The sequence below is a fragment of the Krasilnikovia sp. M28-CT-15 genome, assembly GCF_047159595.1.
GTDB lineage: Bacteria > Actinomycetota > Actinomycetes > Mycobacteriales > Micromonosporaceae > Actinoplanes.
On record NZ_BAAGAK010000002.1, the window covers coordinates 1 to 21,670 of the forward strand.

30 protein-coding genes are annotated in these 21,670 nt (G+C 67.6%); 17 read left to right on the forward strand and 13 right to left on the reverse strand.

The genetic code is table 11. The annotated features are described in order from the left end of the window. Window positions 1-1,132 precede the first annotated feature (1,132 nt). Window positions 1,133-1,507, reverse strand: coding sequence for a hypothetical protein (locus ACMCNO_RS34390; RefSeq protein ID WP_412753932.1), 375 nt, complete (start codon window positions 1,505-1,507; stop codon window positions 1,133-1,135). A gap of 70 nt (window positions 1,508-1,577) precedes the next feature. Continuing rightward, window positions 1,578-1,928: a type II toxin-antitoxin system Phd/YefM family antitoxin gene (locus tag ACMCNO_RS34395; RefSeq protein WP_412753933.1), complete on the reverse strand. Its 351-nt coding sequence runs from the start codon at window positions 1,926-1,928 to the stop codon at window positions 1,578-1,580. A 95-nt stretch (window positions 1,929-2,023) separates the two neighbouring features. Here ACMCNO_RS34395 and ACMCNO_RS34400 point away from each other — a divergent pair, with 95 nt between their 5' ends. Further along, a complete protein-coding gene (locus ACMCNO_RS34400; RefSeq protein ID WP_412753934.1) occupies window positions 2,024-2,950 on the forward strand; it encodes a hypothetical protein in 927 nt (308 codons plus the stop codon). 16 nt (window positions 2,951-2,966) lie between these two features. Here ACMCNO_RS34400 and ACMCNO_RS34405 read toward each other — a convergent pair whose 3' ends face one another. From ACMCNO_RS34405 to ACMCNO_RS34415, 3 genes are all read right to left on the reverse strand, one after another. After that, on the reverse strand, window positions 2,967-3,371 hold the full coding sequence (locus tag ACMCNO_RS34405; protein WP_412753935.1) for a hypothetical protein: 405 nt from the start codon (window positions 3,369-3,371) through the stop codon (window positions 2,967-2,969). A gap of 778 nt (window positions 3,372-4,149) precedes the next feature. Then, complete coding sequence (locus tag ACMCNO_RS34410) at window positions 4,150-4,575, reverse strand: hypothetical protein (RefSeq protein WP_412753936.1); 426 nt, start codon at window positions 4,573-4,575, stop codon at window positions 4,150-4,152. After that, window positions 4,572-5,204 (reverse strand): AAA family ATPase, encoded by a 633-nt coding sequence (locus tag ACMCNO_RS34415; protein WP_412753937.1) that lies wholly within the window; start codon window positions 5,202-5,204, stop codon window positions 4,572-4,574. The genes ACMCNO_RS34410 and ACMCNO_RS34415 overlap by 4 nt, the downstream gene beginning before the upstream one ends. Window positions 5,205-5,329: 125 nt before the next feature. Here ACMCNO_RS34415 and ACMCNO_RS34420 point away from each other — a divergent pair, with 125 nt between their 5' ends. From ACMCNO_RS34420 to ACMCNO_RS34440, 5 genes are all read left to right on the forward strand, one after another. Then, on the forward strand, window positions 5,330-5,695 hold the full coding sequence (locus ACMCNO_RS34420) for a PadR family transcriptional regulator (protein ID WP_412753938.1): 366 nt from the start codon (window positions 5,330-5,332) through the stop codon (window positions 5,693-5,695). Beyond that, window positions 5,692-6,303, forward strand: coding sequence for a hypothetical protein (locus tag ACMCNO_RS34425; RefSeq protein WP_412753939.1), 612 nt, complete (start codon window positions 5,692-5,694; stop codon window positions 6,301-6,303). Before ACMCNO_RS34420 ends, ACMCNO_RS34425 begins: the two co-directional genes overlap by 4 nt. 73 nt (window positions 6,304-6,376) lie before the next feature. Continuing rightward, window positions 6,377-6,568: a hypothetical protein gene (locus ACMCNO_RS34430; protein ID WP_412753940.1), complete on the forward strand. Its 192-nt coding sequence runs from the start codon at window positions 6,377-6,379 to the stop codon at window positions 6,566-6,568. Window positions 6,569-6,772: 204 nt separating this feature from the next. Continuing rightward, window positions 6,773-7,357 carry a hypothetical protein gene (locus ACMCNO_RS34435; RefSeq protein WP_412753941.1) on the forward strand — a complete coding sequence of 195 codons (585 nt, stop codon included), beginning with the start codon at window positions 6,773-6,775 and terminating at the stop codon, window positions 7,355-7,357. A 170-nt stretch (window positions 7,358-7,527) separates the two neighbouring features. Then, window positions 7,528-7,683, forward strand: coding sequence for a hypothetical protein (locus ACMCNO_RS34440; protein WP_412753942.1), 156 nt, complete (start codon window positions 7,528-7,530; stop codon window positions 7,681-7,683). 248 nt (window positions 7,684-7,931) lie between these two features. On the opposite strand, the gene ACMCNO_RS34445 is transcribed toward ACMCNO_RS34440, so the two are convergent. Beyond that, window positions 7,932-8,207, reverse strand: coding sequence for a hypothetical protein (locus tag ACMCNO_RS34445; RefSeq protein WP_412753943.1), 276 nt, complete (start codon window positions 8,205-8,207; stop codon window positions 7,932-7,934). Between the two features lie 408 nt (window positions 8,208-8,615). Between ACMCNO_RS34445 and ACMCNO_RS34450 the strand changes: the two genes are divergently transcribed. Next, window positions 8,616-9,095 (forward strand): hypothetical protein, encoded by a 480-nt coding sequence (locus ACMCNO_RS34450; RefSeq protein WP_412753944.1) that lies wholly within the window; start codon window positions 8,616-8,618, stop codon window positions 9,093-9,095. 485 nt (window positions 9,096-9,580) lie between these two features. On the opposite strand, the gene ACMCNO_RS34455 is transcribed toward ACMCNO_RS34450, so the two are convergent. Genes ACMCNO_RS34455 through ACMCNO_RS34465 form a run of 3 tightly spaced genes read right to left on the reverse strand, consistent with a single transcriptional unit; the run spans window position 9,581 to window position 10,892 of the window. After that, window positions 9,581-9,814 carry a hypothetical protein gene (locus ACMCNO_RS34455; RefSeq protein WP_412753945.1) on the reverse strand — a complete coding sequence of 78 codons (234 nt, stop codon included), beginning with the start codon at window positions 9,812-9,814 and terminating at the stop codon, window positions 9,581-9,583. After that, window positions 9,814-10,557, reverse strand: coding sequence for a hypothetical protein (locus ACMCNO_RS34460; RefSeq protein WP_412753946.1), 744 nt, complete (start codon window positions 10,555-10,557; stop codon window positions 9,814-9,816). The genes ACMCNO_RS34455 and ACMCNO_RS34460 overlap by 1 nt, the downstream gene beginning before the upstream one ends. Beyond that, complete coding sequence (locus ACMCNO_RS34465; protein ID WP_412753947.1) at window positions 10,554-10,892, reverse strand: PadR family transcriptional regulator; 339 nt, start codon at window positions 10,890-10,892, stop codon at window positions 10,554-10,556. The genes ACMCNO_RS34460 and ACMCNO_RS34465 overlap by 4 nt, the downstream gene beginning before the upstream one ends. A gap of 217 nt (window positions 10,893-11,109) precedes the next feature. Here ACMCNO_RS34465 and ACMCNO_RS34470 point away from each other — a divergent pair, with 217 nt between their 5' ends. Together ACMCNO_RS34470 and ACMCNO_RS34475 are read left to right on the forward strand one after the other, a co-directional pair. Then, the gene (locus ACMCNO_RS34470; protein WP_412753948.1) at window positions 11,110-11,388 is read left to right on the forward strand and encodes a DUF1778 domain-containing protein; all 279 of its coding nucleotides are present in this window, start codon (window positions 11,110-11,112) and stop codon (window positions 11,386-11,388) included. Between the two features lies 1 nt (window position 11,389). Continuing rightward, complete coding sequence (locus ACMCNO_RS34475; RefSeq protein ID WP_412753949.1) at window positions 11,390-11,905, forward strand: GNAT family N-acetyltransferase; 516 nt, start codon at window positions 11,390-11,392, stop codon at window positions 11,903-11,905. A 334-nt stretch (window positions 11,906-12,239) separates the two neighbouring features. On the opposite strand, the gene ACMCNO_RS34480 is transcribed toward ACMCNO_RS34475, so the two are convergent. From ACMCNO_RS34480 to ACMCNO_RS34490, 3 genes are read right to left on the reverse strand one after another with little or no spacing between them, the layout of a single operon-like run. Further along, a complete protein-coding gene (locus tag ACMCNO_RS34480) occupies window positions 12,240-12,686 on the reverse strand; it encodes a deaminase (RefSeq protein WP_412753950.1) in 447 nt (148 codons plus the stop codon). A 1-nt stretch (window position 12,687) separates the two neighbouring features. Continuing rightward, on the reverse strand, window positions 12,688-13,368 hold the full coding sequence (locus tag ACMCNO_RS34485) for a RibD family protein (protein ID WP_412753962.1): 681 nt from the start codon (window positions 13,366-13,368) through the stop codon (window positions 12,688-12,690). Beyond that, the gene (locus tag ACMCNO_RS34490) at window positions 13,362-14,783 is read right to left on the reverse strand and encodes a helix-turn-helix domain-containing protein (protein WP_412753951.1); all 1,422 of its coding nucleotides are present in this window, start codon (window positions 14,781-14,783) and stop codon (window positions 13,362-13,364) included. The genes ACMCNO_RS34485 and ACMCNO_RS34490 overlap by 7 nt, the downstream gene beginning before the upstream one ends. Window positions 14,784-15,559: 776 nt before the next feature. Here ACMCNO_RS34490 and ACMCNO_RS34495 point away from each other — a divergent pair. Continuing rightward, window positions 15,560-15,685 (forward strand): hypothetical protein, encoded by a 126-nt coding sequence (locus ACMCNO_RS34495; RefSeq protein WP_412753952.1) that lies wholly within the window; start codon window positions 15,560-15,562, stop codon window positions 15,683-15,685. Window positions 15,686-15,914: 229 nt separating this feature from the next. Here the strand turns inward: ACMCNO_RS34495 and ACMCNO_RS34500 are convergent, their stop codons facing one another. Continuing rightward, window positions 15,915-16,382 carry a helix-turn-helix domain-containing protein gene (locus ACMCNO_RS34500; protein WP_412753953.1) on the reverse strand — a complete coding sequence of 156 codons (468 nt, stop codon included), beginning with the start codon at window positions 16,380-16,382 and terminating at the stop codon, window positions 15,915-15,917. A gap of 167 nt (window positions 16,383-16,549) precedes the next feature. Between ACMCNO_RS34500 and ACMCNO_RS34505 the strand changes: the two genes are divergently transcribed. The 7 genes from ACMCNO_RS34505 (at window position 16,550) to ACMCNO_RS34535 (ending at window position 21,642) form a co-directional block, all read left to right on the forward strand. Beyond that, window positions 16,550-16,732, forward strand: coding sequence for a hypothetical protein (locus ACMCNO_RS34505; protein ID WP_412753954.1), 183 nt, complete (start codon window positions 16,550-16,552; stop codon window positions 16,730-16,732). A gap of 76 nt (window positions 16,733-16,808) precedes the next feature. Beyond that, window positions 16,809-17,708 carry a hypothetical protein gene (locus ACMCNO_RS34510; RefSeq protein ID WP_412753955.1) on the forward strand — a complete coding sequence of 300 codons (900 nt, stop codon included), beginning with the start codon at window positions 16,809-16,811 and terminating at the stop codon, window positions 17,706-17,708. Window position 17,709: 1 nt separating this feature from the next. After that, window positions 17,710-18,105, forward strand: a complete 396-nt coding sequence (locus ACMCNO_RS34515) for a hypothetical protein (RefSeq protein ID WP_412753956.1) — start codon at window positions 17,710-17,712, stop codon at window positions 18,103-18,105. Beyond that, window positions 18,105-18,365: a hypothetical protein gene (locus ACMCNO_RS34520; protein WP_412753957.1), complete on the forward strand. Its 261-nt coding sequence runs from the start codon at window positions 18,105-18,107 to the stop codon at window positions 18,363-18,365. Before ACMCNO_RS34515 ends, ACMCNO_RS34520 begins: the two co-directional genes overlap by 1 nt. A gap of 134 nt (window positions 18,366-18,499) precedes the next feature. Further along, window positions 18,500-18,952, forward strand: a complete 453-nt coding sequence (locus tag ACMCNO_RS34525; protein ID WP_412753958.1) for a DUF3307 domain-containing protein — start codon at window positions 18,500-18,502, stop codon at window positions 18,950-18,952. 257 nt (window positions 18,953-19,209) lie between these two features. Further along, window positions 19,210-19,464: a WhiB family transcriptional regulator gene (locus ACMCNO_RS34530; RefSeq protein ID WP_412753963.1), complete on the forward strand. Its 255-nt coding sequence runs from the start codon at window positions 19,210-19,212 to the stop codon at window positions 19,462-19,464. Window positions 19,465-19,467: 3 nt separating this feature from the next. Next, a complete protein-coding gene (locus tag ACMCNO_RS34535; protein WP_412753959.1) occupies window positions 19,468-21,642 on the forward strand; it encodes a hypothetical protein in 2,175 nt (724 codons plus the stop codon). Window positions 21,643-21,670: the final 28 nt, after the last annotated feature.

Below are 21,670 nucleotides of genomic sequence, written 5' to 3' on the forward strand. Positions count from 1 at the left end.
CCGCTCCTGGCGGATCGAGGGCGCTACGCGCCCGTCTCCAGGGAGCTCGGCGCTACGCGCCGAGGATGTCCATCGAATGTGATGCTGTGCCAAAACCGCAGCTCAGACAGTGTAGAAATGCAGAAATCTGCAAAAGCAGATTTCTAGAATTCAGCATGACTGGCGGCGCTTCGCGCCACCATCCACATACGAATGATCTTCGTTAGACTCGGACAGGGACAATCACAACAAGATCAAAAATTCTGCCTATGCCTCGCTATAGCTTTTTCTTGGAAGACGTTCCCAGGGTTACTGTGCAGCCCAATGCGAGGGGTATAAACGATTCAGACAGACGGGTCGTTGACCCCACGTGTCGTCGAAAGGTAACGCCAAGGCAGAACTCATACTTCGCAGCCCCCGCGGAAGGCGGGACGCAGAGCGGCCCCGAGCGCGCTGTGCGTTTGCTAGCTAGACAGCAACAGGCTGCCCTTCAAGGGATCTCAGTTGAGATCCCTTTTTGCTTACAGGGGTGCTGTCAGCTCCTGTCAGCTTTGACAACTAAAAATCTTCCTCCCTCGGCTGGCTGGCGCCGGCACGTGGGGCACCAGCGAGAGAGGAGGAACCCCCATGGGGACGCACCATGAGGAGGGTCCGGAGCCCGAGGAGCAGCCTGAGCACGAGCTCAGCCGCTTCGAAAGGTTCCAGCCCACACTGGTGGCGCTAGCCGAGCTGGCTACGGCGGTAGTCAGCTTGCTGGCAGCCCTAAAGGGGAGCGGCCTCGTCTAACGACGAGGCCGCCCAAGGAAGGCCCCTCATCGATTCGCGACGGCGGGGGGCCTTCCGCCTTGTTACGGACCCTAGCCTGACTCAGAACCTAGATCGACTGCCAGCGTACGTTCCTTCATCTGAAAACCGGACCCTCATGTTCGCGACAAGCCGGGGACGCAGGAGCAGGTCAAGGCCCCCCAATCCAGGGCGCTTCCTCTTCGCCGTCGACGAAAACCGTGGGCACGAGCGGCCACGCCTCGAGTGGAGACTGCCTTGGCGGGGGGGGGTAAAAGGCCGTTCCTTCGCCCGGCTGGGCTGGCCTTCTGCGATGACGAGTCCCCGAGGGGAGAAAGAAGAAGATCGCTTCACCAACGCCTTGAAGCCTTCATGTCGAAGGTGCGGCAGATTTCATGCGTCCAGCGATCATGTCGTTTGGCCACACTCGCCAGACGTAGAAGCCGGCCTGCCCGTTGTGTTCTTGGCGTTCCATCTCGGTGAAGGGGCGGTAAGCGATCATGAAGTTCGATGCTAGTTGCTGGGAGGTGCTGAGGGCCTGTCCTTGCGCACGGGCACGGGTGATGCCGCGGCGCAGAAGCCACTTGTCATCGAGTCGACCATTGTCGTCGTTAATCTCGGGATCTACGCGAAGCTCCGTCCTCATGACGTCGAACAGCTCCTTACGAACGTCTTGAGGGAGTTGTGCGAGGTCGTTGAGGGCTTCGTCCGGACCGTCGGCCAGCTTTACTGGGTAGGAAGCCACGCTTTTTTACTACTCTGGGACATGCCCCGCTGTCAGGGGTTTTGTCCTAGATTGATATTCACAGCAGCGTCTACTGATCTTGTAGCCACGCTTCCGCCTGCTCCAGCGACACGCCGCTGGCGTCACCGTTGGCCTCTCGCCGGTTCTTTTCTTCGATCATTTCCTGTACCTGCGGGTCTGCGGCCAGCACGACTGACTCGATCTGGCGCCCTGCCAGGGGCGTGATCAACGCGACGAAGCGGCCGTGCTTGGTGATCACAGCGGGCTCCTTTGCGGCATTGATCTCGTCGATGATTGTGCTGGTGTGCTGGTTCAGGTCGCGCATGGTCACAACGCGGGCATGGCTTAGGTCGATCCGGTCCCCAAGCATCTCTCTGCCCTCTTCTCGCCTGGTCAACGCTGCACTGAGCTTCACCGTCATGAACCTCCTTGCGCGAAGGCCGACTTCGGTAGGAACAAATGTAGTACAAAAGTAGAGATTCTTCAAGTGTCTTGGTCCTACGGGGGACTACATCGATGAGTACCGATACAAACGGGGCGGAGACACCTCAGTCCGGCGCTGCCGCGGCATCATCGTCTACCTTCGTGATTCCGGCGGGCGATGAGACGGCCACGATCCGAGCTGCAGCGCAGTGGCTGGTGGTTGCGGCCGGCGCTGTGGGGGCGGTGCTAGTTGCGGGATTGCAGCTCGGTGCGATCGGCGCTCTCGTCAAACGATGGCCACTCCTGGTGATCGCCACCATCGCTTTCGTGGCAGCCCTTGCCGTAGTCGGTTGGATCATTCGAACGGCAAGCGCAGTACTGGTGATCCGGCGCGTCACTCTCAATGACCTGCTGAGGGCACGTACCGCCCAGCAAGCCCGTGAAACAGGGATAACGCTCGCCTCTGAACCTGACGAGGAGATGCTACGCATCGATCTCGATATCAGCTCGAATCGGTGGCTTTTGCCACCTCCTCACCAGTCACTTTCTGCCTTATATGGGGCATATCGTGCGGCAGTGGACGATGCTCTCAAAGGGGACGCAAAGGGGGTCGCCCGCGAGGCAATGTTGCGGCCATACCTAGTCGAGATTGCCTCTTTTGCCCGCACCGAACTGGCTCGAGCCCGGTATCAGGACCTCAGCGCCGGAATCACCGGCTGGCGTGGATGGATCCTTATTGTCTCGATCATCGCCTTCGCCGTTGCAGTGGGTTTACCCAAACCCGACGAGCCCCCGCATATCTCTGGCCCTGTGGCCACCACGGTCGTGCTCACCGGGTTACCGCAGAAGCTTCACGCAGCAGGTCTGGACGAAAGCTGCGCCGGCGTCACCTTGATCGGCACTGCCGTCGACGGAACTTTGACCGAGCCGGTTGTCGTAACCCAGCGCACCCCCACCTGCCAGGCCGCCCGCTTCACCGTGACCAAAGACATTGGCCTAGCCATCCCGAAGCCGAAGTGATTTCTTTCCCTGTCGGTCAACCTGTGGCGGCCACAGGTTCGATCTGCTGCTCGGTAACCGCGGCGGCGATCGCTTCACCAACACCCTGAAGCCAGCGGTTTGCCGCGGATTCATCCGGAGCGGTGAGCGCGAACAGTTGAACTAGACCGCGGCTGTCCCCGCCGTGGTTGGTCCGGTACAGGGCATTGAACGTACGGCCGGCGGCGTAGTCGCGCCATCCGTGGGGCGTGCTTCGGCGTTGCCAGCCCGCCTGTTCCATCTTCTGGGCCCACGCGACATCCGCAGCAGCCACATCCGCGCCCGTGGCCGCGCGGTCCAGGAGCTGCTGCCACGGCCCCAGCAGCGCTGGCTGCGGCGCGATGAGCTGGTATGCCTGCCGGAACGTGGAGCGGTGCACGGCCTGGTAGGCGTGGCAGTACACGCGCGCTTCGCGCAGCCGCTCGTAGCTGCGGGCGGCATGACCGAAGATCGCAACGGAGTGGCATCGGTGAACCGGACATGGTCACCGATCTCGCAGAAGCGGCAGATGAACTCCGGGATACCGCCGCCGAGGGTGCTGGTGCCGAGCCCGTAGCCAAGCCTTAGGGCCTGGTGGCGATGGAGTGAATTGGGCCCGACGTACCTGGGCCCTCTGCCGCCTACCTCGAGCTTGATGGGGACGTCGGGTGCGGACGCTCGGTGGAATCCCAGATGGGGCGCCCAGCACCAGGGATCGCGCTGGTACTTGAGCGCGAACTGCGGGTCATTCTCGTACCGCCGGGCCCGCGTTCTGCCAGTGAACGACTGACAGACGTGGCCGTCCGGCCGGGCCTGCCCGGGCTGGTGTGGGCGAGATGCCGCCTGCATGCGCTCACCGTACGAAACCAGGGAGATCGATTCGAGGTCCTGCCCGGCGAGTCGGGCAGGCAAACCGGAACAGGATTGAAGAAAGTCGATGGTTTTTCTCTCACGTGCGCGCGTACGTGTGCCAGATGGCGATTACCGGGGACACCGGGGACAGATCGCTGTGCTAGGCACGCTGAGCTGCAAAAATGCTTGTCCCTGGCAGCCGTACCGGCACCGGGGACAACGGCGGAAAACCGGGGACAAGCACCGGTGGCAAACCGGGGACACGGCAAAATCATCGACAGAGATCGTTGAATTTGCAGCGCCTGAACGGAGGCGCTCCGCCAAAACCATCGACACCGACCGATTGACGGTCATCGCATCTGGCGCGCGGTGTCGTCCACGCGGCGCCGGAACCGTTCGTCGGTGCGGTAGAGCTGGAGCATCGCCCGCACCCGGGCGGCGGCGGCGAACCCGTCGGCGAGCCGGTACTCCTTGAGCGCCTTGTCCTCGTCGACGCTCAGCGGCACCATGAGCCGCTTCGGGCGGGCCTCGTCGGTGGTGTCCTGGCGGATCGGCATGGTGGCAGCCGGCGCCGCGGGCTTGGGCGTCGGCGCCGGCCGCGCTGGCCGCGGAGCTCCGGGAGGACGCCGGGCCGGCTTGTCGGCGGCCTTCTTGACCGGCGCGGCCTTGACCGGGGCGGCGGACTTGGCCGGCGGCGGCGCCTCGTCGGTCTTGCCGAGCAGGGCCGCGAACCGGTTCTTCAGGTTCGCCTGCTGCTCGCGCTGGTGCCCGGTCATGCCGCCGCCGCGGGCGCGCCGAGGACGTCGAGGACTTCGGCGAGCAGGTCACGCCCGTAGGCGGCGAGCTTGCCGCGGGGCCGGGCGCCGTACATGTCCGCGACGGGCATGGAGTAGGCGATGGTGGTCTGCGCGACCTGCACTCCCATGTCGGTCAGGGCCTCGCGGGCTTCGAGGGCCTGGCGGGTGTCGGGGCGGGTGAAGGTGAGTACGGCGAGGACCGGCTTGCCGGCGTTCGCGGCGGCCTTCAGCAGTGAGGGCACCCGGTCGATGTCGCCCTTCTTCGGGGGCACCGGCATGACCACTAGGTCCGCAGCCTCGATGCCCGCGACGATCAGTTCGTCGCGGACCGGCGGGCCGTCGATGAACGCCATCGCGTACGCCGCGGCCATGACCGGCAGTCGGGTGGCCAGGTTCCGCGACGCGATACCGGCCACGGTGCATCGCAGGGGCCGTCCGGTGGCCTCGGCGAGCTGGTGCCAGCGCACCGCTGAGCCCTGCGGGTCGGAGTCGGCCAGCAGAACGTCCGCGCCGGCCTCGGCGGCGGCCTCGGCGAGTGCGACAGCGGTGGCGGTCTTCAGCACGCCACCCTTGCCCTGTTCGATAGCGATCACGGGGGGATTTGCCATAACAGCAGCTTAGGGCATGCAGAAATGCAGAAATGCAGAACCCTGGCCTGATGGCTTCTGAACGGGATGTGTCGGGGTTGAGCAGATTCGAGAGGCTATGAAGAGTTTTGGGGTAGCCTGTGTGCATGGCGTTGCGTCGGAAACGGGAGGGTCCGCGGATCACGCTGCCGACGGCGGCGGTGCTGCGACTGATGTTGCAGGACCCGACTGGATCCTTCTACGGGCTGAAGCTGGCGCAAGAGTCGGGCTTCCCGTCCGGGACGATCTACCCGATCCTGGCCCGGCTGGAGGCGGCCGACTGGGTGCAGAGCTACTGGGAGCAGGAAGACGCGGCGGTACTTGAGCGCCCCCGGCGGCGGATGTACCAGATGACCGGTGCGGGGGCGCAAGCAGCTCGCGCGGCGCTGAGCACTGCTCAGCAGGCGCTTGGTATACCTGCGTCAGACATTCCCACGCCAGTCCATCCACAGGTCCAGCTAGGAATGCCGTGAACGGGCCCCGTGCCGTACACGGCCTTGTCGCCGTCGTCGCCGCCATCGTCGCCGTCGTCGCTGGCCTTGTCGCCGTCGTCGCCGCCATCGTCGCCGTAGCGGCCGTCATCGCCGCGGTCATCGCCGATGCTTGGGTTATCGGCGGTGCCGTTATCCCTGGCATCGCCGTCGTCGCTCTCGTCGTCGCTGTGGCCGCCGCCGTCGTGGCTAGCAAGGCTGTTGATGACAGTGACGACGAGAGCGACGCCGTCGCCTTCATCAACCCCGTCGTCGTCGCCGCCGTCGTCGTCGACAGCGACGAGCAACGATGGCGACCGAGCGAGTGGCTGAAGAGCATCTTCGGATGGGGACGTGGCAGCCGCAGCCGCGACGCCGTGGATCTGCCGGTGGCTGCGGGCAGAACGAACTGGCTGATCTCGGCTCTGCTGCGTAGCGCGCTGCGGCAGCTACCGGTCGAGATTCGGGAGCGGTGGCGTGAGGAATGGTGCGAGCACCGCGGGCATCTGCATGGCTGGCGGCTGGCGTGGTGGGCGTTGTGGTTGCGCGCCACCGCGACCCAGACCGGCCGTGAATACCAGCGTGCCCGGCTACCACAAGGCGGCGGGTAGTGGGGTTTCCCCATGCACCCTATGAAGAGTTTTGGAGTAGGGGGTCGTGATGGCGCCAACCTGGCTACCTGCGGTGAAAGCTGTCGTCCAGCCGGTTGCCGGTGCTCTGCCTGCGCTGGTTCTGGTCGTCTTCGCCGGGCTGCTCGGACTGCTGGCTCTGGCGTGTGGGGAGGAGCGTCGCCTGTACGCCTTGGACTTCGCGGAGAAGTTCGTCAAGCTCGCCGCGGTTGTCGTCGGTGTGTCGCCGCGAGCAAGAGGGTCGTAGCCACCTGTACGCGTCCCCCTCGCCGCTACGGACCTGCCCCTGGCAGGGTGGGGCGGCGTCGACGCGGACACTTCCTCACCCGGTCGGCCGCGGCACGCGTGCAGGTGGGGCCGGAGGAGCAGCAGCGCCATCGGCGCGGCGCGGGCGAGGGCCCTGCCATCCGGCCAGGTCCTCGCCCGTGACCGATCGCTGCACACTCGACTCATGGGGGAACGACTCACCGCGATCGCCCGACGGTGGCAGCGCTGGGAGCAGCGCACCGCGACCCGGTTCGCCGGCTGGTCCGTACGCCGGCGCTGGCTGGTCCTGGTGCTGCTGCCCACCCTGCTGATCTGTGGCGCCTCGATCGTCGGGGTCCCGCTGGCACTGCTAACCCGCGCGACGATCGCGGCCAGCCGCGGGGCGCCGTCACCGGACGCCGCCGCGAACATCTACCTGATGGCGCTGGGCTACGACAACGACGCCGGCCTGCTGCCGGTCCTTGACGACGAGCCCCAGGACGAGCTGCTCACCCAGTGGCGTACGTACCGCGATGCCATGCGCGGCACCGATCCGCCGCCTGCCAAGCTCGACTTCAGCTCGCTGACCGTCGGGCCGATCGCGGACGGCGTGGCCGAGGTGACCGTCGACGTGTCGGCCCACTGGCAGGGCGCCGGTCAGAGCTACCGCAGCCAGGCGTACACGTGGCGGTTCCAGACTCGCGAGGACAACGGCTGGCAGATCGTCGCGGTGGAGGCGCCGGCCTGGTGCGGCGGCTACGTCCGGGCCGACGCCTGCTCGCGCCGGTGACGCCTGTGTCCGTCATTCGCGCTGTCCACAGCCTGTGGATCGAACATGTGTACGGATGATCGGTAAGCTGGGAAGTATGGGCAGCACCAGGGCCGAGCGGGAGGACGTGCAGGCGAGGATCGCGTACATCGCGGCCCGCGAACCGGTTCGCCGCGGCGGTGGCTGGCTACGTGACGACCGGCGTTCCGCTGGCGCCGCGGGTGAGCGGTGGGGAGTTGCCGCCGTGGTCCCGGGCCGATGTGGCGGCGTTGCTGGAGTTGCACGCCGCGGCGGGCGTGCTGATCGATACTCGCCGCACGTACGACGCGGTTCGCCGTTTCCGATAGGACGGCCAGGCCCGTGATCGTTGTCTGCCCGGCGCACCGGGTGGTGTGGGAAGGGGCGGTGCGCTGGCTGTTGCTTGGGTCCCCCTTTACAGCTACTCCCGATGGGGGCAGCGCGCGGGGCTGCCCCCATCGGTTCGGTTTGTTCTTCACCGGTTGGTCGACGCGGAGCCGGGTTCTCGGCTTGGACTTCCCGGACCTGGCTTCTTCGCGTCAGCGTGTTCCGATGTAGCTCGGCGGGGGGTCTTGTGCTAGATGAGGTGCAATTGACGTGTGGTGTTTTCGCCTTTGCGGACCAGGTGGATTTCGGCTCCCTCGGCCTGCGCTTCCTCCAGCAGCTTGAGTACTGCCACGGCGCGGCGAATCACTTCTGTCACGGTGATGGCCTTGGACTTGGCCATATGGCGTAGATCTTTTGCGGTGGCCGCCGAGATGTTGACGGAGAGCCGTTCCGTAGCAGGACGTTCCGTGTCCTTGTCCGGTGTCCGGGTAATGCCCGCCTCCTGGGTGGTGTCTAGGACGCTCATCGTCAGTCTCCGATCAGGTCGCCTTGGGTGGGGTGTGATGCCAAGCCGTCCTGCCATGTGGATAGCGATTGGCACTTCGGAGAGCAAACATTTGGCTCGACCTCCTCGTGGTGGCTTGAGGCTTGGGGTGAGTAGGGAGGTCCAAGAGGCTGGAGCGACCCTGTCTCAGCGGTTGACGAAGTCTTCAGTATGACGGTCGAAGTCCTCCCTGACAACACGGGATGTGGATTATTCCCGTACTTGAACCATACCTCATGTTGATCGTAACTAGCCCAAATACTGATCAGAACTTGTCGGTTGGGCGCTTGAACATGTAGCTTCGGTTCGTCTAACGGGGCTTCCGTGCAAGTAGCAGTCCACGTTCCAACCCTCCGGGGACGGGCTGGACTTCCTGAACGGAGGCAGACCATGGCTATCCGCGACGATGAGCAGTCTGAGAACATCCAGCCCGCCCACGAAGGGCAAGCCCCAGGGTTGCCCTTCGAGACACCTCGTGGCGACGACCCGCGCGAGGCGGAGATCCCCCTTGTTGAGGACGTCGCCCCTTGGGACGGGCCGGCCTTCATCGCATCCGGTTCGTCACCGCCCCGGCAACCCGGTCGTGACGACCCGCGCGAGGCGCAGATCCCCCTTGTTGAAGACGTCCCCCCCGGGGAAGGGCCGGCGGTCCGCCTTGACCCAGCCGTCAGATGGCACCCGGACCGGGTACGCATGTGGCTGGCCGGCTCCGTGGTGATACTTCTCGGCCTGACATTTCTGGGTCAGTTCATCCTGATCGTGATCGGGGTGACCCCCGAAAGTCTCACCCAGTGGCAGAGCACCATTACGGCGATGATGGGGATCGCCGGTGCAGTAATCGCCTTCTTCTTCGCAAGGAAAGAGACTTAGGCCCGAGGGCCCGGTAGGCAGAGACGTCTTTCTTGGAGACGCCCCTCCGTACTGGGCCCTTATCCTCTACGCTATGTAATCCAAGTCACATAACGGATGATCAACATCTGGGAGATTTCCTGGAAGGGGCGATGACGTTACTCCCCCGTCCAGGACAGAAGTCGAGGGCCCTAGCTCCGGGAGCCGCCGTTAGACAGCACTGCCAGAGAGGCCCTCGATTAGGGGACGGGTCGCGGTGCTGGGCCCGTCTCCGCCCTATTGGGCACACTCTATCGCTCCTGCCCTGTCATCAAGCAGACTCCGGGAAATCGTTCTCACTCCGCGAGGCACGAGCTGTCCTTCATCCCCAATGGCAGCGCCAGACCGGCCGACATGGGCCGCATGGCCGACGCCGGCTGGAGTGACGTGACGTCGCCGCATTACGTGCCGATGCCAGCGGGGCGTCAGCAGAGCCGGTCATGCAGCAGTAGGTGCCCTGCGGGCTCCTACTGCTGGCCTCGGGTGCGGGGAGCGTGCGCGGCGGATTCGCCTCGCGTGGCGGCAATCAGCGCTACCGCGTGACGGGTGCGGGCCCGGTCGGCGATCACCCAGCAGGTCGTTGCCATTGCGGCGAGCAGCAGCAGCCCGAATCCGGCCAGGGCGTACCCGCTGGCGCCGGCCACTGCGGTCACCAGCCCGGCCAGCCCGGTCCCGGTCCCGGCCGCGGTGACGGTCTTCATCACGACGGCACCCGCTTCATGGCGGCCTCGCGCAGCTCGGCGCGCAGTACCCAGGCCCGGTCGATCAGCCGCAGTCCGTACGCGACTTGCGCCCACCGTGACGCGCGGGCCGCTGCCAGCTCGTACAGCTCTGAGTCGAACTCGGCCTGGTAGCGGGCCCGCGACGCGGCCGGCAACACCCGCACCGCCTGGTGCGCGAGCCGCGCTGCGGCGGCCACCGGCACCACCGGCCGCGCCCTCGCCGCCCCCGAGCACAGAGCGGTGTCCTGCAGTACCTCCATCAAACAAACCGCCGTGTCATACACGCGGTCGAGGTCGTGGGCGAGGTCGTGGGCGCGGTCGCGGGCGCGGGTGATGGTGAGGGCGGGGGTGCGGACGAGGGCGAGGGCGCGGGCGCGGGTGCGGTCGAGGTCGAGGGCGAGGGCGAGGGCGCGGTCGCGGGCGCGGGCGAGGTCGTCTACAAGGTCTCGCCCGAGGGTGCGGGCGCGGTCGTCTGCAAGGTCTCGCCCGAGGGTGCGGGCGCGGGCTAGAGCGAGGGTGCGGGCGCGGGCGCGGTCGAGGTCGTCTGCAAGGTCTCGCCCGAGGGTGCGGGCGCGGGCGAGAGCGAGGTCGAGGGTGTGGGCGCGGGCGGGTGCGGGGGCGTAGACGAGGTCGTTTCCGAGGTCGTGGGCACGCTCGAGGGTCCGGACAAGAGCGCGGACAAGGGCGCGGGTGGGGTCGCGCTGGACACGGACGGGGCTCATGCGGGGCCTCCGCGGGGGGCGAGGCCGGGGTTCAGGCCGGGCAGCAATCGGGAAAGTGGCGTCCGGGCGGTGGCCAGGGCGTGCCGGGCTTGTTCGGCGCCGTCGGGGCTGAGCCGGTAGTAGCGGCGCCGGGGCCGGCCTTCGGCGCCCGGGTCGATGTCCTCCCAGCGGGAGTCGAGCCAACCGAGTCCTTCGAGCCGGGCCAGGATCGGGTGGATGGTGCCGGTGGCCAGGCCGGCGGCCTGGCTGATCTGCAGGCCGTAGAACTCCCGGGTGGGGTGTTCCAGCAGCGCGCGCAGCACCAGTTGGGTCTGCAGCGTCATTTTCGGGGCCATGCTCTAACTCTAGCTAGGGTCTCCCTAGATCACAATCGGCGACAAGGCGGGCGCATTCCGTGTTCATGATCGACCTGGGGATGAGACGACGGATCAGTCATGAGGACAGCAGACAGCGGAGTTGAGGTCTGTACGAATCAGTAGTTAAGGGGTATGTGATCCTAAATTTTCGAACACATCCTTGACTCTCAACGCGATGTACTGCCATTGTAAGTACATGACTGTGACGCGAGACGACCGACTCCAGGTCCGCGTGGATGCGGCGGCGAAGCGGCGGCTAGAAGCAGCCGCGAGCGTGGCGCACCTGAACCTGTCCACATTCGTGCTGCAGGCCGCGCGGCTAATGGCCGATCAGGTGCTCGCCGACCGCGAGGTCATCCACCTGTCTCCCGATGCCGCCGCCGCGTTCGAGGAAGCGTTGACCCGGCCGGCCCAGGTCAACGAACGCCTCGCGGCCGCCCTGGAGCGCCCGGCGAAGTTCTCCTGGCTCGACTGAGGTGGAGTTCTACCGGCCTGCACCGCTGGATACCGGCAAGCACATCCGCGAGGGATTCAACTGCGGAGAGCCGACCCTGGACGAGTGGCTACGCCGTTATGCCGGGCAGAACCGCAAGGGCAACACGGCCGCTACCTGGGTCATAGCAGACGACCAATACCGTGTCGTCTGCTATGCCACGCTGACCATGACGTCTATCGACCGCTCGGCCTCGCCACCACTTCTCGCCAAGGGCGCACCAGCGCAGGTGCCGGCACTGTTGCTTGGGCGGTTGGCCACCGACCGCACGGTTGCCCGGATGGGCCTCGGCACCCAGATGGTCAAACACGTCTTGGCCACCGCGGTCGAGCTGAACCACAAGGCGGCGTGCCGCGCGGTCGTCGTCAACGCGCTCAATATCGACGCCTACAACTGGTGGGAGAGCTTTGGCTTCGTCCCGCTCGATCCCCAGGACGGCGCAAACCTCGACCTGTACCTGCTCACCAAGGACATCGAGGCCACCCTCGCCCGCCTGTAGCGAAGCCCCCAACGATTTCGGTGACTGAGCTGCGGCACTGAGGCTGCACCAGCCGGTGAAACTGCCGCGACTGAGCTGATCGTGCGACGCTAGGTCTGTGACTGGCGGCTGACCCGGCGAGGGAAGAAGCCCTGACGGCTTACCCCCGACACTCCTCCTTCAAGATCTACAAGCCTTAGCTGCCTCGCGGACTTTCCGCGAGGCAGCTTCCATGCGAGGGGCCCCGTCCTCGGTTGGGATCGGATTCGCCGCGCGTGGCCGGCAATCAGGGCCACCGCATGACAGGTGCGGGCCCGGTCAGCGATCACCCCAGCAGATCACCATCATCGCGGCGCTACAGCCCGAGATGGGCGTTCGCTCCGCGGGCGAGGTCGGCCAGCTCGGGCAGCTCGATCACCTCGATGCCGGCGGCGGTCAGTGTGGCCACGCCTTCGCAGGTGACGAAGATGTCGGGCTCGCGCCAGGCGATGACGACCCGGGGAATCCCCGCCGCGATGATCAGATTGGTGCAGGTCACGTGCCGGCTGTGCCGGGCCGTGCACGGCTCCAGGGTGCTGTAGAGCGTGGCCGTGGCCAGTCGCGGATCGCCGGCCGCTCTGATGAGGGCCGACTCTTCGGCGTGTACGTGCGGGTCGTCGTCCCGGGAGTATCCCTCCGCGATGACTTGGCCCTCTGGGGTCACGATTACCGCGCCGACCGCGAAGGCGGTCACCGAATTTGGCGAGCGGTAGGCCAGCTCGATTGCCCGCCTCATCCACCTGTCGTGATCGAGGTCGGGCACGTCAGGCGGGGACGGGTTTGGCGAGGTAGCGCACCAGCACGATGTCGCCGATCTGGCGGACCTCCTCGACGGCCATGCGATGGGCGACGTCCTGCGGGAAGGACCCGGGCTGGACGAACCGCGGTGCGGTGGCGTCGCCGACGAAGAACGGCGCCATCGCCAGGTGGATCTCATCAGCCAGGTTCTGCGTGAGGAACTGGGTGTGGATCGTGCCGCCGCCCTCGACCATCAGCCGGCCGATGCCGCGCCCGCCGAGGTCGTCCAGCATCGCGCCCAGGTCGATCGGGTCTCCACCGTCGACCACGGTGGCCAGCCCGTTCAGCTCGGCGCGCACCTTGTCGAAGGCCGGGCTGGATGCGTAAACAAGCTTGTCGCCGCCGGTGTGGAAGAACTTGTGGCCGGCGTCGATGCCGCTGCTGGTCAGGGTGACCTTGACGGGGTACTCGGGCTTGCCCTGCGCGACTCGGGCGGCACGCCGCTGGTCGGAGTTGACCAGCAGGCGGGGGTTGTCCCTGCGGATGGTGGTTGCGCCGATGAGGATGGCGTCCGACTCGGCCCGCACCTGATCAACCCGGTCGAAGTCGTCCGCGTTGGACAACAACAACCGCTGCGGCGTGGCGTCATCGAGATAGCCATCGACGGACATTGCCCAGCTCAGCAGCACGTATGGACGAGTCATGATCTTCCCATCGTAGTCGGCGGGAGGGCGCCGGGGCCGGTGGCACGAGCCGCGACAACTGCTCTCAGTTCGGCGAGGAAGTCTCGCACTGCGGGTGAGGACCGCCATTCCGCCAGCGCCGTGGCGAGCGGTTGCAGCTCCGCGAGGATGCGCCCGGAGCCGGTGCGCTGGGCGATGGCGAGGGCGCTTCTGCCTGCGGCGGCGGCCGGTTCCGGCTGGCGTGCCGCGGCGTAGGCCGCGCCGAGACGGCCTCGATAGATGCCCAAGTCACGATGCATGTCACTCGACCAGCCTGCGAGGGCATCCTCGTACTTGGCGGCGGCCAGCTCGGGCCGATGCAGGCGCATCAGGCCGGCGGCCTCGTGGATGGCGACGTACGCGGGAGTGCACCACGCGGCCCGCGACTCATCGCCGTTGGCGGAGACGTGCGCCACGATGTTGTACGCGGCCTCGATCGCCTCCTGAAATGCGGCGTCGTCGCCGGTGAGTGCGTGGCCCTGCGCCTCATACTGGCGGGCCGCGGCCACGACCCGCTGGGGCAGCCCACCGGACCGGACGGCCGCGCGGGCGAGTCCGACCGCGGCGGCGGCGTCATCGGCGTCCGCGGCGCGCTGCGCCTTGCGCATCAGGACGTACCCGGTCTGCGCGGTGTCGCCGGACTCATGACCCCATTCGAGTGCCCGGTCGATCCAATGCTGACCAGAGCGAGGATCGCCCAGGTCATCGGCCAGCCATCCGCACAGCTCGCCGTACGCGGACTGCAGGCTGATCAGATCGTCTCGGGCCTTGCCGCCGGCGGCCTGGCGGAGCTGCTGGAGGATGGACGCCTGGTGCACGGCGGTGGGCAGCACCGCGCCCGGCCCGAAGGTGTTGTCCTGCATCGCCAGCAGCGTTCGCATCTGCCTCATGTTGTGGAGCACGTCGGACAGGGTGCCGTCCGCCATGGTCGGGGCGACTGCGGTTGCCCCGCCGAGAAAGAGGACAGCCGGAATTCCCAGCGCGCCGCCGACGAGTGCCCTGCGATTGATGGCCAACGAAACGGTCTCCCCGGTTAGTGTCAGCATCTCCACCGGGATGGTTTCATCCGACCGGTGGTCCGGCCCATGAGAGACGGCACTGCCGATACCGACAACCGTGTTGTCGGTATCAGGGCGGCTGTCGGTGGCTTCCTCAACGGCCCGGAACAGGCGGGCTAGGACGCCGGGCGCGTTCAGCTCCCGGTCGCAGCTCTCGGCGAAGGCCTGCGTGGGCTGACGCTCGCCCAGCTCGATCAGCCGCACCAGATCCCCGCTGACGTGCACAAGCTTGCCCAGTGTGTCCTGCGAGAGCCTGCGGGCCTTGCGGAGCGCGCGCAGCTCGTAGCCGAACCGGTGTTGCGGGGACCGGTCAGGGGTCAGCACGCGTTCCGGGCGGCTCACCGAATGGCCCTCCTCCCCCCCGCTTACCGACAGGCACCGACGTCAATGGTGTCGGTTACCGAAACCTAGCAACCGCCCCTATTGGAGAGTCACCCTTTTCATGTCACGCCGAGCGCTTGACATTCCCCTTACCGGGGGCCGTCTCTTAAAAACTCCATCCGAACTTCTACGGTGCGGGCCGTCGCGGTCTGGGCGGCTCGCACCGGGGGCGTTCTCACCTCCGCTGGTGTCTAGCGCCGGCCCCTCCGATGGAGACCTGCGTAACCTGTCGGCGGGTGTCGATTCTCCCACCGTGAGCACGACGTGGCTACATCACCAGCGCTGTATCTCTGGGGTACGGTGCGGGCGATGGTTACTCGTGTCGACCCCGCGGATCTGCCCACCGACTGGTGGACGGTAGAGCACTGCGCGGCCTTCCTGGGTGTGTCGCCTGGTACCTGGCGCTCGTATGTGGCACGGGAGCAAGCGCCGCAGGCGGATCGGATGTTCGGCCGCTCCCCAGCCTGGCGTCCTCGCACGGTGAAGACCTGGGACACGGCTCGGCCGCGGCGCCGCAACTAACCTCGCCTTCCATGCTCACTATCTGCGGAAACTCATCCTGGTTTACTGCGCTGGTGCAGTAAACTCGGAAACAGCGAATACAGCGTCAGCGCAGTAGTCGCCAATCCGGAGATGTCAGCAACGCGTGAGGGCCGGCGCCCTGCCAGGCCCGGCCCTCACGTCCCACAACCCCGCCGCCTTGCCCGCGGCAGAGCACTTCCAGGGAGGAATCCAGTATGTCGGACCGCCAGCTCCGTACGCAGCACGACGAGGTCATCGGCCGTAACCAGGCGGCGCGCCTGGCCACGATGGCTGAGGCGCGCCGCCAGGCCGAGGCCCGCAACCGCCGGCGCGGCTGCTGATGCGCCGCCGACCCAGCGACCCGGCGACAGCGCGCCTGCTCGCCACGGTGGACAGCGAGTCCCGCCCCTACACCGATCGCGCGGCTCGCTACCCCCGGGCGCGTCAGTACCAGCAGCTCCACGACGAGGGCGCCGCCCGGCGGCGCTGACTGATAGCAGTGCTAACGCAGTGTCACAGCAGCCGCATCACCGGCGCGTCTGTACTGGACGGCAGTAGAGGCGGCTGCGCTCACTGCTCGGGTACGCCACTGCGTAGCGCTCGCACCATGTCGATCAACTCGTCCGCTCGTGCCGCCTCTCGTGCGGCGCGAGCCTGTTCCTCGGCCAGTTGCTCGGCGACCAACAACCGGATGATCTGCCGCTTCTCGGTTTCGGTGAGGTCGTCGGAATTCATGACCTTGCGTAGGGCGTCGCCTGGCCCAGGGGGCGGGGTGTCCTCCATGACGGGGGTTGGGTCGCCTCCGTTGAGGATCGCGGCGACACTGCCGCTGTCCCACTTGAGGGCGCGTTCGATGCCGGCGAACTTGCTATCACCAGTTCGGCGGCTGCCGTCTTCGAGGGCGCCCCAGGTGATGCGGGAGAGCCCGGAGGCTTCGGCTGCGGCGCGGACGCTGAGGCCGAGGGCTTGGCGGCGCTTCGTGACGAGATCGGCGAGTCGGGTGCGGGCCTCGTCTAGGCGAATCGGGTCGGCGGGCATGAGGCCATCCTGGCACACGTTTGTACAGGATTTGGCCCAGGATGGCTCAACCTCCCATTCAGCCATCATGTACCAAGCTGATCCGCATCCCTTGTTAAAGATGGTCCATGTTGGTATCGTTCTGGCAAGAGAAGGGCCGCTGCGACGGCTGACTGGGAGGAGCACTGATGACCAAGAGCAGGAACTGGGACCGCAGTCCCGAGACCGAACGTGACAAGAAGCTCCACGACCTGCGGGACTCGGGCTACACCGGCCCGATCGACCAGGACGGCAACAAGGACACGACCAGCGAGGGCGCCGCGATCCTGCGCCGGATGGCGCAACAGCGCGGTGAGCACGTCGACTGGTGATTTCGCGTGGGGCGCGGCCTGCGAGCCCTGGAAAGCCTCGGCCGCGCCCCCGCCTGACCGATCGGAGACCGATCCCATGAAGGTTAAGCCCTCGAAGACGATGGCCGTCGGCGTCGTCGCGTTCATCGGATTCGCCGCGGTAATGGCCGCGATCGAGTACCTGACGTTCCGCGGCCAGATCGCGTTCGGCCAGCACTACATGCACCTGGAAGGCGCCGGCCTGGCCGCGACCTACCTGGCGCTACAGGGCGGGATGCTCGCCACCGCCGCCCTCGGACTGTGGGCCGTACTGTCCCGCGACGGCTACGTCGGCCACCGGCTGTGGACGGCGGTGTTCCTCGCCGCCGCGGCCCTGGCCGACTACCTGGGCGCGAAAGCCGCCGGGTGGCCCACCACCGGCGCCCTGTACGTGGCCGGGTTCTCGTTCGCGGCGTTGCGCACCTGGCACGCCATCCTGCGCCGGCTGCGCCGCGACATGAGCCCCGCCTATCCGGTGCTGCGGTTCCCGGCGCTGCGCTGGCTGCTCGCACCCAAGGAGACCCGCCGGGCGTTCCGACTGTCGTACCTCGACAACCTGGGCCCCGCGGAGGCGCTGAGCCGGGTACGCGGCGAGCTGGCCCCACCGCCGCGGCTGCTGACCGCCGACGGCCAGGACGTCCGCAAGCTCACCAAGAGCGAGGCAATCGAGGCCGCGTACTCCGCGATCGGCTCGTACGACGTCGCCGCGGCGCAGGCGTGGCTGGGTGAGCGCGGCGTGGTGGCGAACCGCAGCACGTACTACGACGTGCGGGACAAGATGACGGCGCAGCGCCGCGCCGAGCTGCACGCCGTGACCCCCGCGACGGCGATCGAGGGCACGCCGGCCCCCGACGCCCCGGCCGCGGCGCCGGCACTGAAGAAGGCGGCGGCCCGCAAGCCCACCCCGAAGAAGACGGCGCCGGCCGCCGAGACCGTGACCGTGCGGCAGGTGAGCTGAGATGGCGCTGCTGATCCTCCCAACCCCGGCCGAGCTGCCCCGGTGGAACGAGCCGCACCGGTGCACCGATCACGCCGAGCACGTGCACACCTGGCGCCAGCTAACCCGCTACGGCTCCGCGGTCTGGCTGGTGCACGAGTGCCAGGTCTGCGGCGAGCCGTGGGACGTGCTGTCCGACGCCTCCGACGAGGGGGTGCTGGTCGCGTCGGTGTACCCGATGTGGGCGGTCAAGGGCTGCGAGATGTGCACCGCGGGGTGCTACGGCGACGCCTGCCGCTGCCCCTGCCACCGCGAGCACATCGAGGCCCCCGACCTGGACTGGGAACGTCAGGCGGCCCCGGACGCGCCCGCTGCCGGTCCGGTGGATCTGCGCCTGCTGGCCGGGGGGCGGTTCTGATGGCCGACCTGCGGCCGGGCACGACGGTGTGGCTGAGCCCGCGCACCCTGAGCGCCCCGCGCATCTGCTGGAGCGAACCGCGGGCGCAAGTGGTGCGGATCGAGCACCCGTACGTGGTGGTCACCATCGAGGGCCGCGAGCACCGGGTGCACGCCGACAACGTGCGCCGCACCGAGCCGGGCCGCGCGCACGGCGTCACCCACGTACGGCCGAAGCTGCCGCCCCAGCGGGACGGCTACGACCAGCCCGCCCTGCTGTAGCCGACACGTCTTCGCAGGTCACCAGATGTAGAAATCTGCAATCCCACAACAGTCCGACAACGCGCGGACCGGGGGCGGACAGCCGCCAAGCACACCCACCCCCGGTCCGATCGAACCCCGGAAGGACGAGATCCGTGACCGCACAACTCGCCGCCGCGGCCGCCGTTTTCGCGGCGCTGTTCGCGGCTCACCACGTGGCTGATCACTGGATACAGACCGATCACCAGGCCGCGCACAAGGGACTGCCCGGCTGGGTAGGCGCGCGGAGCTGCCTTGCCCACGTCGCCACGTACACGCTGACGGCCCTGGTGGCATTGCTGGCCCTGGCCGTGACCACCGGATGGCGCCCAGCGCCAGCTCTGCTGACGGCAGGGCTGACCGTCTCCGCGATCACGCACTACGCCGCGGACCGCCGCTCACTGCTGTTCTGGCTGGCCCAGCGCACCGGCTCCCGCGCGTTCTGGACGCTCGGCGCCCCGCGCCCAGACCGCGACGACAAGCCGTGCCTCGGCACCGGCGCCTACGCCCTCGACCAGAGCTGGCATGTCGGCTGGCTCTACGTCGCCGCCCTCATCATCGCCGCATAAACCCCAGCTCACCAGATGTAGAAATCTGCAATTCCACAACAGCCCGACAACGCGCCGACCGGGGCGGACAGCCGCCAAGCACACCCGCCCCGGTCGACCGACAGAACCCGGAAGGAACCGTCGTGACCACCATCCTCGCTGACCGACCCGACCGCGTTGCGGCCGGCGGCATGAACACCGACCCCACCGGCTGGAACTGGCACCGGACGCCGGACGGCTGGGCATCCGGCGCGGCTACCCAGGTCCTGACGAAGGTCATGACCAGCGGGTACGGCACCGGCGACTGGCGCGACGAGGGCCTGTGCGCCCAGTCCGACCCGGACGCCTTCTACCCCGACAAGAACACCTCGGCCCTTCCCGCCAAGCAGGTCTGCGCCGGGTGCCCGGTGCGCCGGCCCTGCTTGCAGTACGCCCTGGAGCACGACGAGCGGTTCGGCATCTGGGGCGGGCTGAGCGAGAAGGAGCGCCGCGCCCTGAAGAAGACCACCACCACGACCGGAACGGAGGGCTGACAGATGGTCATCAACCTGGCGAAACCAACCCCGACCCCGAAGCACAGTCCGACCGTCCACCCGGAACACGCAGATCACGCGCAGTCCCCGGCGGTCGCGGCCCTGACCTGGCTGTTCACCACCACCGGCGGACACTGGCTGCTGCTGGGCATTGTGCTCGGCAGCCTGGCGCTGTTCTGGCCGCCCGCCCGGCTGGTACTCGGCCCGATCTGGCGGCTGCTCACCGGCGGCCTGGTCTTCGAGCGGCCCGGTCCGTGGGACTCGACCTGGCTGTACCGGGCACCCGATCGGCCCGAGGCCCGCCCGAACTTCCGCGGCGAGCGGTTCCCGCGAACCCGGTGGGGCCGGATGCCCGGCTACCAGCGGATGGCGGTCCGGTGGGCTGCCGCCGGCTACCTGTGGGCCGTCGTGGCGTACCCGACCATCACGCTGTCAGCGACCGCCGCCGGGTTCGTGGCCCTCGTCGTGCACCGCGTCGTGCGCGTCGTGCAGGACTGGGGGCTGCGCCGCGCGGCCGGGCTGCTCGCCGCCGGTGCGGCCGGGCTGCTCGGCTACGGCGACCGTGACCCCGCGACGTGGATCGCAGTGCCGCGACTGCGGTGGACCCTGCTGCCGGTGGCGGTCGCCCCGCGCCTGCTGCGCACGGTGCGCCGGCTGCCGCGCATCGGTGACCGCCTGGAGCACGTGCTCGGCGCCCTAGCGGTGCCCGTGCTGCGGGTGCCGCTGGACGCGGACAACGCCACCGTGCGGGTCAAGCTCGACGCCGAGCTGACCAACAAGGCCGTCATCCAGGAGGTGGCGGACCTGGCGCGGGCGCGGCTGCCCGAAGGGCCGTGGGAGGCCAGCCACCGGCACCGCGAGCTGGTCATCGAGCTGACGCACCCGAAGCGCCCGCCCGCGCAGGTCTGGTACGACGCCGCCGCGAACCAGGCGTACCCGGTGGACGCGGTGCCGATCGGCCAGTCGGTCGGTGGGCAGTGGGAAGTGCTGCCGCTCAAGGCGCTCACCCCGCACTGCGTGGTCTCCGCCTCGACCGGCTGGGGCAAGACCACCGTGGCCAACGTGTACGTGGCGCACACCGCCGGAAACGGCGCCCGGCTGCTGCTCAACGACCCGAAGCGGATCGGCTACCTGCGCGCGTTCGGGGGCCTGCCCAACATCTCGATCAAGACGACGGTGGAGGGCTGGGTACAGCACGTCGACGAGTTCAACCGGGAGATGCAGCGCCGTTACGAGATCATCGAGCGGCATCCGGAGATCGCGGACAACCCCGAGGACTACTTCCAGCCCTGGTGCATGCTCACCGACGAGCGCGGCTCGTTCGTCTCGGAGATCCGTTCGTGGTGGAAGGAGAACGGCGAGAAGGGCACCGTGGCGCCGCCGCTGCGCCAGGAGAAGCTGAACCTGTGGCAGGCCAGGGCCGCGGCGATGTACCTCATCGACCTGGCTCAGCAGGCCAACCTGGACGTCTTCCTGGACTCCGACGGCCGGGACCAGCGCATGGCGCGCATTGCGGCAGGCCCTCAGACGCGCAGTTCCTGGATGATGCTGTTCCCCGGAATAGCGAAGATCAGGAATCTTTCCAAGAAAGGCCGTGCTGTTCTCGGAATCGGCCCGGATGACATTAAAGAAGTGCAGCTCGCCCAGGTTTCCGCCGAGGACGCCCGCGCTTTCGCGGCGGCCGGCGCGGCGATCGCCGAAAAGGAGAACAAAAAACGCGAGCAGCGCCTTGCGGCCCTCATGGGGACGTCCGTCCCGGGTGGATCATCTGTGGGTTTGCCAGGACAGACGTCCCGGAGTGTCCCGGGACAGCGCCGGGACGGACAGACCGCCGACGCCGACGCCGAGAACGGCTCTGCCGCACCATTCTCGATCATTTCCGGGGAGGGTGACAAGAGCGCTGGTGACGGCCCAGCCGCCAATCTGTCCGTGGTTCCTGAGAACTCCGCGGATGAGGCAATGTCCATGACGGACAGTGCCGACCCTCTGATCGTCGGCCTGCAGAACGCCGCGAACGTCCTGGAAATGAACCTCGGCGCATTCGAGAAGGGCCGCAAGCGCCGGCCCATTCCGGGTGAGACACGCCGGGGCACGCAACCAGCGTGGACGGTGCGTGATCTGCAAGAGTGGCGTTCGCAGGCACCACGCGCCGGACGTCCGGCGGTCGGCGACGAGTAACCCGCCAGTCACCCAGCGCGCGGCGACC